General features: G+C 55.6%; 7 protein-coding genes. 6 read left to right on the top strand and 1 reads right to left on the bottom strand.

Going from position 1 to position 10494, the window contains the following annotated elements:
* Nucleotides 1-52: 52 nt before the first annotated feature.
* The 6 genes from ACR0J7_RS15745 (at nucleotide 53) to ACR0J7_RS15770 (ending at nucleotide 9344) form a co-directional block, all read left to right on the top strand.
* Nucleotides 53-2440, top strand: coding sequence for a tetratricopeptide repeat protein (locus tag ACR0J7_RS15745; RefSeq protein ID WP_480900705.1), 2388 nt, complete (start codon nucleotides 53-55; stop codon nucleotides 2438-2440).
* Between the two features lie 114 nt (nucleotides 2441-2554).
* Complete coding sequence (locus tag ACR0J7_RS15750) at nucleotides 2555-3166, top strand: polysaccharide biosynthesis/export family protein (RefSeq protein ID WP_480871311.1); 612 nt, start codon at nucleotides 2555-2557, stop codon at nucleotides 3164-3166.
* 156 nt (nucleotides 3167-3322) lie between these two features.
* Nucleotides 3323-4756 (top strand): hypothetical protein, encoded by a 1434-nt coding sequence (locus ACR0J7_RS15755; protein WP_480871310.1) that lies wholly within the window; start codon nucleotides 3323-3325, stop codon nucleotides 4754-4756.
* Nucleotides 4757-4888: 132 nt separating this feature from the next.
* Nucleotides 4889-6508: a VPLPA-CTERM-specific exosortase XrtD gene (gene xrtD, locus ACR0J7_RS15760; RefSeq protein WP_480900708.1), complete on the top strand. Its 1620-nt coding sequence runs from the start codon at nucleotides 4889-4891 to the stop codon at nucleotides 6506-6508.
* A gap of 142 nt (nucleotides 6509-6650) precedes the next feature.
* Nucleotides 6651-8198 (top strand): hypothetical protein, encoded by a 1548-nt coding sequence (locus ACR0J7_RS15765; RefSeq protein WP_480871308.1) that lies wholly within the window; start codon nucleotides 6651-6653, stop codon nucleotides 8196-8198.
* Nucleotides 8199-8240: 42 nt separating this feature from the next.
* A complete protein-coding gene (locus tag ACR0J7_RS15770; protein ID WP_480871307.1) occupies nucleotides 8241-9344 on the top strand; it encodes an acyltransferase family protein in 1104 nt (367 codons plus the stop codon).
* A gap of 12 nt (nucleotides 9345-9356) precedes the next feature.
* On the opposite strand, the gene ACR0J7_RS15775 is transcribed toward ACR0J7_RS15770, so the two are convergent.
* A partial coding sequence (locus ACR0J7_RS15775) for a glycosyltransferase family 4 protein (RefSeq protein ID WP_480914859.1) occupies nucleotides 9357-10494 on the bottom strand: 1138 nt, incomplete at its 5' end.

Genomic DNA, 10494 nt, shown 5'->3' on the forward strand with positions numbered 1-10494 from the left:
GACCTCTATCAACAAATTACTGGCTAGCGCCTTCTTGGTCGCAGCCCTGTTATTGAGCGCGTGCGACTCGGCCGAAGAGCGCGCGGAGGCGCATTTCCAGGCCGGTCTGGCTCATCTGGAAGCTGGTGACGTCGAGCGCGCATTGGTCGAATTCAGGAATGTCTTCAAACTCAACGGTCAACATAAGGAAGCCCGCCTGACGTTTGCCCGGCTAGAGCGCGAGCGCGGCAACATCCCTGTTGCATATGGTCAGTATCTGCGGTTGGTGGAACAATATCCAGACAACCTTGAAGGTCATCGCAACCTTGCTGAGATGGCTCTGGAAGTAGGTAACTGGGAAGATGTCAGGCGCCATGGCGCATTGGCGAGCGCTCTGGCGCCGGATGATGCCGAAATCAAATCTATCAACAATATGTTGGCTTACACCGACGCAGTTCGGGATGGCGATTTCGCAAGTGTGGACTTTCTCGTACATACGTCCCGCGAAATGATCGAGAGCAATCCGGAACTGATGACCGCGCGCCAGGTCGTAATTGACCACCTGGTCCGCGATGAGGACTGGCCCGGCGTTCTGCAGGAAACAGAGGCGGCAATAGCCATCGATCCAATGGAAGCAAGTCTTTATGGAATCCGGCTCCGCGCCCTTCAGGAACTGGATATGCCGGCAGAGATCGAGGCTTTGCTCAGGCAGATGGCTGTGACATTCCCTGACGATGAAGGCGTCGAGCAGTTGCTTGTACAGCATTATATCGACCAGGGGAATCTGGATGCGGCAGAACAGATGCTGCGGGCTGAGGTGTATCCTCAAGCCGAAGATCACATGCCAGCGCAGCGGCTGATTGCCTTTCTGAATGACAACCGCGATTCTACAGTGGCAATTTCCGAACTGGATACGATCATCGCCGAGGGTGGTCCCAACACGTTCCATTTTAAGACGGTGCGTGCAGCGCTGAAATTCAGATCAGGTGATGAACAAGTCGCAATCTCCGAGATGCAAGCACTGCTTGAGGGGGCGGAAAGAAACATACAGACCCGGGCCAGTGAGGTGGAGTTTGCCCTCATGCTGTTCCAGTCTGGACGACCCGATGAAGCCCGGGCTTTAGTCGAAAAAGTCCTGTCCGAAGATGCAGCCCAGGTTGGTGCGCTCAAGTTCAAAGCGTCCTGGTTGATTGATGAGGACAAGACTGGCGATGCGATTGTGCTTTTACGCGAAGCGCTTGGTCAGGCACCCCGCGACCCACAGTTGATGACTCTGATGGCTCAGGCGCATGAGCGTAATGGAGACAGGGAACTGATGGGCGAAATGCTGGCGCTCGCGACGGAAATGTCCGCCAATGCACCGGACGAAACGCTAGGCTATGCCCGGTTTCTGATGGCAGAAGGTGATCTGGAAATCACCGAACGTGTTTTGACCCATGCCTTGCGCCAAACCCCGGAACACCCCGAACTTCTGTTCCTGCTGGGTGACGTGCTTCTGAACATGCAGGACTGGGATCGGCTGGGCACCGTCCTTCTTGCCATTGGGGATCTGGACAGCCCGGAAACACGACGTGTCGCCAACGAGCTCAGGGCCCATATGCTGGCAGCACAGCAGCGCACAGAGGAGCTGACCTCTTTCCTGAACGAGTTGGCGGATGATCCCGAGTTTGGCCTGCCCGCCGATATCGCGCTTATTCGCCTGATGCTTACAAAAGGGCAGACGGCAGAGGCATTCGCCCATCTTGACCAATTGCTTTCTGAGGACCCGAATTCTTTGCCAATTCGCCTGATCAAAGCACATGCTCTGATCGGTGAAAACAAACGCCGCGAGGCCGAGCAGCTTTACCGCGCCATTCTCGAGGATTATCCGAACACAACACGGGCGTGGACTGCCTTGCACGAGTTAGCAACGGAACGGAATGCCCCGGATCAGGCCAGCGAAGTTTTAGCCAAGGCATTGGCTAATCTGCCTGAAAGCCCGGACCTGCTCATGCTGCAGGCGGCGGAATACGAACGCACTGGGGACCTGGATCAGGCAATCGAAACATATGAAAAGCTTTATCCGATCACCAATCGGTCCCTGGTTGTGGCCAACAATCTCGCAAGCCTGCTGACGACGCACCGCAACGATGACAACAGTCTGCGGCGTGCACAGGTTTTGGCGCAACGTTTGCGCGGCACACAAGAACCCGTGTTTCAGGAAACATACGGTTGGGTGGCCTACCGGATGGGAAATTATGAAGAGGCGGTCACCTATCTCGAACCTGCGGCGGCGGCATTCCCTGAACATCCCCTGGTTCTGTACCATCTTGGGAAAACATACGTGGCCTTAGAGCGGAGCGAAGATGCTCTGCGTTTGTTTCATAAAGCCAGGACTTTCAGTGGCGCTTCAACGGAAGTTGCATCATTGGTGGACGCTGAGATTGAACAGCTGAATGCTGCACCGGACACCAGCCATTAGGAGGGGGCGGATGACGCCGCTGCATTTCTGCCGCATCTTGTATGTATCAGACTCCCTGCAGATTGTTTTGTATCCTGTAGAACGGCATAAAGAAAAAAAGTGAGAGATTTGAATATGCGTACAGTTATCGGATCATTGATCGCTCTTGCCCTTACCATGATCGCGGGCACCGGAGCATGGGCGCAATCCTATCAAATTCAGCCGGGCGATGCGTTGCAGGTTGAAGTTCTCGAAGATCCCACCCTGAATCGGACCATTCTGGTTCTGCCGGACGGATCCATCAACTTTCCGCTTGCCGGCTCGGTCCGGGCTGCTGGCCAATCTACCAGCGGATTGAGCTCGTCTCTCTCATCGGCGCTGGCCTCGAACTTCAATGCGCCGCCAACGGTCTTTATTTCGGTGGCGGCGCTGGCTCCGCCGCCGCTTCTGGGCGGGCAGGCCGCATCCGGGCCAACCATCGATGTTTTCATAATGGGTGAGGTCAATGTACCCGGAAAGCATCTGGCGACCGAAGGTACAACCATTCTTCAGGTTTTGGCTCAGGCCGGCGGTCTGACCAATTTCGCGGCTCGCAAGCGCATCGAATTGCGCAGAGCTGATAGTAAAACAGGCGTGATGAACAAATACACTTACAACTACAACGGCTCGGGCGGTGGCATCCAAGGCAATACAGTGCTTAAACCCGGAGACGTTGTTGTCGTACCAGCACGCCGCTTGTTCGAATAGGGGCTGATACAGGTGGGGAAATCCAGGAGCAGGCTGTCCACCATTCTGGGGGGCGGGATCGCTGTCATAAGTTCGTTTACACCGGCCGTCGGGCAGCAGGCTTCGACACAGCAAACGACTACGCAACAAACGCAATCCTCGACACAGCAAACATCCGTGCAACAGACAACAGTCGCATCGACGATTGTGCAGCAAACACCCAGCCAGCAATTGATCGCACAACGGGCCCAGAGAAACCCGGCCCGAAGGGTCGGTCTTCCGACCGGTCAGCAGGTTGGGACCGGTACCGGCCTGAGTGTGACCCTGGATTATCTTTCATCGCTCAGGCACGATAGCAATCTTCGCCTGACCGACCCTTCGCTTGGATCCACGACCTGGTGGGAAAATACGTTGGCTCTGGGTATTCTGAAGCAGACCTCGGATTCGAGACTATCGTTCGATCTTTCCGGGCTGTACCGGATCGCCAATGAGCCGATTATTGGAACGGAATCCAGTTTTTCAGACCCGTCTGCCCGACTGTCGTATCAGCGGGCACGCCTTAACAGTCAGCTTGACCTGCTATTGGATTACCGCGAACAGGATCTGGCCTTTAACCGTTCACTGACCGACACCAATCTGGATGGCAGGATTGATGCCGCCGATGTAACCGGAACCATTGGGGATCAGGTCAACACCCTGGGCAACCTGAATTGGCAAACCGGCCTGAATGACCCAATCGGGTTCCAATTCATCTACAGCTATCGCGAACGCACCTATACAAACACAATCGATCCGAACCTGTTTGACAATAAATCAAGCGATTACTCGGCGATCACGACATTGCGGGTGTCACCGGTTTTTCAGGCAAACTTGCGTCTCGGCTACACCGACTTCTCTGCAGAAGACAACGTGCGGACCGATCAGCAAACGACGGTTGTGACAGTAGGGGGGACCTATAACGTATCTCCCGTTACCACCATCAGTGCGAATATCGGCTACAGTCAGGTGGATGAAACGCTGCGTACGACCAATACCAACACCGTGACCGAGGATTTCGTCTGGGATTTCGCCTGGAACAAAACCTTGCCTGACGGCTCGGCGGATTTCCAGATTGACCAGACATTCGGGGTTAATGGGTCGCGGATAAACGCAACCGCCGGTCGTAGCTTCCAGCGCGCAAATGGAGTGTTGAGTTTCAATGTGGGCCTGTCCAGAGGGCCATTCGACGAGGTCACGCCGATCGGGCAACTCGACTACAGCTACCAGCTGGCCAGTTCTCGGATCGGGGCGACGTTACAACGCCGGGTCGGCACCAGTACGCAGAGCATAGAAACACGCGAAACACTGGCGTTTCTAACATATGACTATTTCATCAACCCGGTATCGGGGCTGTCTTTCAGCATCGATTACATTGATCAGGAAGATGAGGGAACCGGCCAGCCCAATCCACGCCAGCGTGGTACGTTCAGTGCATCCTATACACGGGCTATCACAAAAGACTGGGCTGTAAACGTGGGGTACCAATATGAAATGGATGACCAGAACGGCTTTACGGCAACGTCGAATTCGGTCTTTATGACTTTGGGCCGGCGCTTTTCTCTCAAACCCTGACTTTCGTTTGCGTGACTCACGATATCAACAATCAAGATATTTTGAGATCAATGTTTCGAATAATGATCGAAAATGTCTGAGCTTTGGCCGTCACAATTTCAGGGCCTCTCATATTATGCATGATGGTTTGTGATGCATCGTCTCGATTCGAACGACAGCCGCAGCAAAATGCTTGAGACGGCCCGAACCGCCCTGCCTGCCATCAACGCTGCGGGGCTGTTCTGGTTTGCCCTGTTGCTGCTGGGGTCACTTCCCGTTTTCTGGATCGGCATTGTCTCGCTGGGCGCGGCGTGGAGCACGCCGGAATACAGTCACGGACCGCTGATCCCTATCATCTCGCTGTACCTGTTCCTGCGTGAACTACGCGACATGCCGCCGCCCAATCCCATCGTGCGCGACCGTTGGCCTGGCGTGGCCGTGATTGCCGGGGCCCTGGCCATCGCCATTCTGGGAAATCTGGCCCGAATTCCGGATATCGTCACCTATGCGATGATCATCTGGACCGGTGGCGTCATGGTGACCGTCTTCGGCTGGCAACGCGGGAAATACCACCAATTGCCCGTAATCCATCTGATCTTCATGCTGCCCCTGCCCCAGTTCGTCTACTGGAAGCTCACGATCTTCCTGCAATGGATATCGTCCGAGCTGGGCGTCTGGTTCGTGCAGCTCGCCGGTGTTTCGGTCTTTATCGAAGGCAATGTCATCGATCTGGGGGTCTACAAGCTGCAGGTGGCCGAGGCCTGTTCCGGGCTACGCTACCTGTTCCCGATCCTCAGCTTTTCATACCTCTTTGCCCTGCTCTACCGCGGTCCGATCTGGCACAAGGTGGTTCTGCTGGTCTCGGCCGCGCCGCTGACCGTTCTGATGAATTCCATCCGCATCGGCGTGATCGGTATTCTGGTCAATCAGCATGGCATCGAACAGGCCGAAGGGTTCATGCATTTCTTCGAAGGCTGGATCATCTTCCTGCTCTGCGTCGCCATTCTGTTTCTTATGGCACTCGGCTTGCAGCGTCTGGCCCCCGATCCGAAACCGTTCACCGAGGCAATCGATCTGGATACCGAAGGGCTGGGTACCGTCGCATTGCGTATCTTTGCCATCCGTGCCTCAGTCGCGCTGGCTCTCGCGGCGCTTTTGACGCTTGCGGTCTCGGCCGCGTGGACACTGCGCCCCGCCTCCGAGGTGACGCCCATCGAGCGGGACCCCTTTGTCCTCTATCCGCGACAATTGGGCGACTGGTCCGGCTCGACCACCAGCCTTGATCCCAATGTTGAACGAACTTTGGGCGCCAGCGATTACCTCCATGCCACTTATATCGACAGCGGATCGGGTGATTTCGTGAACATGTTCGTGGCCTTCTACGACAAGCAAACCGAAGGCGACGGCATCCATTCACCCGAGGTTTGCCTGCCCGTAGGTGGCTGGGAAATCTTCAGCCTTGAGCCATATGAGATCAATCCGGGCGACACCCCCTACGGCAGCTTTACCGTCAACCGCGCTGTCATCCAGAAAGAGCTGTCAAAACAGCTGGTCTACTACTGGTTCGAACAGCGCGGCAAACGCATGGTCAACGATTTCCGCGCCAAGATGAGCGTAATTCAGGACGGATTCACCATGGGCCGGACCGACGGCGCATTGGTTCGATTTGTCACCCCCATCCTGCCCGGCGAAACCGAGGCGGACGCGGATGCGCGACTCCAGCGGTTCATGGAACCCAGCCTGAACCGCCTGCCGCGGTTTGTGCCGTTTTAACATCGCATAGGCCTCTACGCCTTCGCTGCCAAGTTATTGCGGCCCTAATTTCGGATAACGGCGATACCCAAAACAGATTGCGCAATGATATGTTGCTGATACCTGAAGTATCAGGTTTTTGGCTTTTAGTGGATGGGCAGAAATGATCACAACACTTCAACGCCGTCCATTGTGCCCAGTTCTGGCGCTGACCCTGCTTGCCAGCCTCGTTCCTCTGTGCGTGACACCGGTTCTGCCGTTGACGGACTTCTACGCCCACGTCGCCCGTTATTATATTCTGGCAAAGTTGCCGAACTCAGCCATGCTGCAACAGAATTATGAAGCTGCCTGGCAACTTCTGCCCAATCTTGGTCTAGATGTTCTGGGCACAGGCGTCATGAAAGTGCTGCCCCCGCTTTTGGGCGCTAAATTGATCGCCGGTCTGATCATTGCGGCACCTTTCGCAGGCATTTTGTACCTTGCACGCGTTCTGCACGGCCACCTTTCGGTGCTAACCGTACTTCTTGCTGGCCTGGTGGCGTATAACCATATTCTGATTTGGGGGTTCTCGAATTTTCTGCTGGGATTAGGGGTTCTACTGTGCGCAACCGGCTATTGGATTGCGACACAGGACCGGCCTGTCCGGCAACTGGCCGTTACAATATGCGTAGGTGTGCTCTTATTTTTCATTCATGGGTTGGTCTTTGCGCTGTGGGGACTGTTGTTGGGCATGGTTGAGTTATCGCTTGCTCTCATATCTGGCAATCCAGGCATACGCGCACTTCTCTACAAAGCCGCAAGGCTTGCGTTGGTCGCTGTCATACCAACCCTTCTGTTTGTTCAAACGAAAACCATAGGTGCAGGGAGTTTTCTGCCGATAGAAAGCCTTTTCACCCATGCCGAGCAGGGAACACTTTGGGCCCGACTGAGCACCGAAACCTATCTGAGAGTCGACGGCTTCCTCCGTGTGGCCGAAACAACATGGCAGTCAGTCGATTGGGGATTTGGCAGTGTGTTGTGGGGTGTGCTGATCGGCGGTCTCGTGACCGGGGTTTGGAGAATCGACAGACGCATGAAGCTTGCAGTGGCCCTGTGCGTGCTGCTGATCCCGATCACGCCGCCAGCCATGTTCGGTGTCGGGCATTTGGGTGAACGTATCCCACTTCTGCTTTTGGCGCTTCTGGCTGCAAGCCTGTCTTTGGCTCCCGATGCGAAATCGTTGTTTCGCAAAATAAGTATTGCGATGATCGTCGGGTTGTTTCTGGTACGAAACCTGATGCTGAGCATCGGATGGTATCAGGATGGCAGAGTTTACGCCTCTTATCTTGATGCACTGAACCGCCATGACACGCGCGGCCTGGGCGCAGGAGCTTATTTCGAAGACACCAGAGAGCCACGTTTTTTTCGGACTAACTGCGGCCCCCTTTCCTTTCTCATGATCTTTAACGGCACTGCGATCCCCACATTCGCCGATCCCACCCAGCACCCACTGCACATAATCGGGCCGCTGGCCCATGTGCAAAACGCGGCTCAGGACGTTGCCTCGGACGCAAGTCATACAGTGCCGTCTGCAATAGCCACATTGTCAAACGCCAAAGCTGACACAATTGTCGTTTGCTCGACGGAATCGTTTCCGCCCCAGATCCAAGGATTCAATATTCTTGCGACAACCGCACCATGGATATTGTATCAAAGATCAGCTTCCAAATAATTGTGTATCCCATGATAGTGCCAGTGACCCAGAGAACCGCAGATGAGTGAGCATAATGTGAATGTGATCTCGGGGAAGCCTGCGCTGTTTATCGCAGATCGATCAGACGGGCGGGATAACAATTTCAATCTGATCCGGATCATCGCGGCCAGCCTTGTGCTGGTGGCACATGCCTATCCTCTGAGTTTGGGCGCCGAGTTCGGGCAACCGTTTGAATCCACACTGCATGGGCTGTCGCTTGGTCTGATGTGCGTATGGGCTTTCTTTGCAATTTCGGGGTTTTTCATTACGCGCAGTTTCGACCGTAACCCGTCTGCAGAATCATTCCTGATCGCCAGAGCCCTGAGGTTGTTCCCAGCGCTTGCCGTGGTAACCGTGATCACCATTCTGGTTGCCGGGCTTCTGTTAACACAAGCGCCCCCTTCTAATTTTTGGGGCGAAACCGGCAGCTACTTCATACGCAATATGCTGTTGTTCAAACTGCAATACACATTGCCGGGCGTGTTCGAATCCAACCCCTATGGTGCTGCGATCAATGGCTCGCTCTGGTCTCTTTCATACGAGGTCACCTGCTATGTAGGCGTCCTCTTATGTGGCTTGCTTGGATTTCTAGGAAACAAAAAGATTTTTGTGGGTCTAACGCTGTTGTTCCTGTGTTTCTATACAGTCATCGTCGTATTCATTGACGTGAATCCAAGGGTCGAGGTCCTCATAAGGCTTGGTCTGCCTTTTCTGTCGGGAATGGTTTTTTACATCTGGCGCCGGCACGTACCATTGTCCTGGTCGCTGCTGGCCCTGTCCGCCGCGTTGTCCTTTATGGCCTGGTTCACACCACTGTTTCTGCCTATCTTTGCCATCAGCCTGTCTTATGCCGTGATTTTTGCCGGCTATGCCAAAATCCCGCTTCTTTTGCGCTACAACAAGCTGGGCGACTATTCCTACGGGGTCTACATCTACGCGTTCCCAATCCAGCAACTGGTGGCGCAGTCTGGCGTCACGACGCCAGTCGTCAACATGGCGATGTCTTTCCCCCTCACCCTGTTATGCGCGGTCCTGTCATGGCACTTCATTGAGGCTCCGGCCATGAAGCTTCGGTTTCCGAGGAAAGCGCATGGGCAGGCAGGAACAAAACAAGTAGCGAAGTAGCGCTCTGGCCGATTACCCCTTCCAGATCCGCTTATACGCCGCGATCAGCGCGGGGACCTGATGGGGCCAGGCCATTTCCGCCTCGACCCGGGCGCGGCCATAGCGGCCCATGGCGGCGCGGCGGCCGTCATCTGCCAGCAGCTCGGTGATCTTGTCGGCCATATCCACCGGATCGTTGGCGCGCGCGTAAAGCGAGGCCTCCTGCGCCGAGAACCGCCCTTCGGTCACGTCGAACTGAACGATGGGTTTCTCGAACGCCATGTATTCAAGGATCTTGTTCATGGTGGATTTGTCATTCATCTCGTTCACCCGGTCCGGGTTCACGCAGACATCGGCGGTCGACAGGATCTCAAACAGATCATGATCCGGCGCGCGACCGGTGAAGGTGACATAGTCCGACAGGCCCATATCAGCAGATTGTTCGCGCAGCTTGTCCAGGCTGGGCCCCCCGCCCACAAGGCAGAACTGGATATCGTCGCGCCCCTGAACCTGCACCAGATGCGCCACGGATTCCAGCAGCAGGTCGATCCCTTCCTGATCACCCATGACGCCGACATAGCCCACCATGTATGTCCGCCCGTTGCGCCACGCGGGGTTCGGCGGCAGGTGCTGCAACCGGCTCAGATCGGGGCCCGAGCGAACCACAAAGACATCCTCGGGCGCCATGCCGCCGCGTTCAATGGCGATCTTGCGATAGCTTTCATTGGTGGCAATCGACACCCGGGCCGAGGCGAAGGTCAGCCGCTCGAACGTCTTCATCAGCTTCCAGAAGAAGCCGCGCTTGTCGAACTTGGCCTCGTAAAGCTCGGGATTGATGTCGTGGTGATCGAACAGATAACGCACGCCAAACAGCTTGAAGGGCAGTGCCACCAGAAAGATCAGATCGGGTGGGTTGCAGCCATGGATGACGTGAAACCCTCGGGTGAACTTGATCTTCAGTGACAGCCAGCTTTCCCAGAACAGCGCCGCGCCATATTCCAGCAGATACCCCAGCGCTCCACTGGCATCCAACGGCAGCGGGTGGCGGTAGACCTTGATGCCTTCATCTTCCCAGACACGCTCCTCATGGCCCTTGCCGGTGGGGCAGATAACCGAGACCAGCGCGCCTGCGGCAGCCAGCGTGCGCGCCTCCATCCAGACGCGGCGGTCG

It is taken from the genome of Ruegeria sp. O4 (assembly GCF_056535125.1).

Excerpts from the sequence above, each read along its gene's own strand:
- ACR0J7_RS15750 (WP_480871311.1), top strand. The coding sequence starts at position 2,555 with ATGCGTACAGTTATCGGATCATTGATCGCTCTTGCCCTTACCATGATC.
- ACR0J7_RS15770 (WP_480871307.1), top strand. The coding sequence starts at position 8,241 with ATGAGTGAGCATAATGTGAATGTGATCTCGGGGAAGCCTGCGCTGTTT.
- ACR0J7_RS15765 (WP_480871308.1), top strand. The coding sequence starts at position 6,651 with ATGATCACAACACTTCAACGCCGTCCATTGTGCCCAGTTCTGGCGCTG.
- xrtD (WP_480900708.1), top strand. The coding sequence starts at position 4,889 with ATGCATCGTCTCGATTCGAACGACAGCCGCAGCAAAATGCTTGAGACG.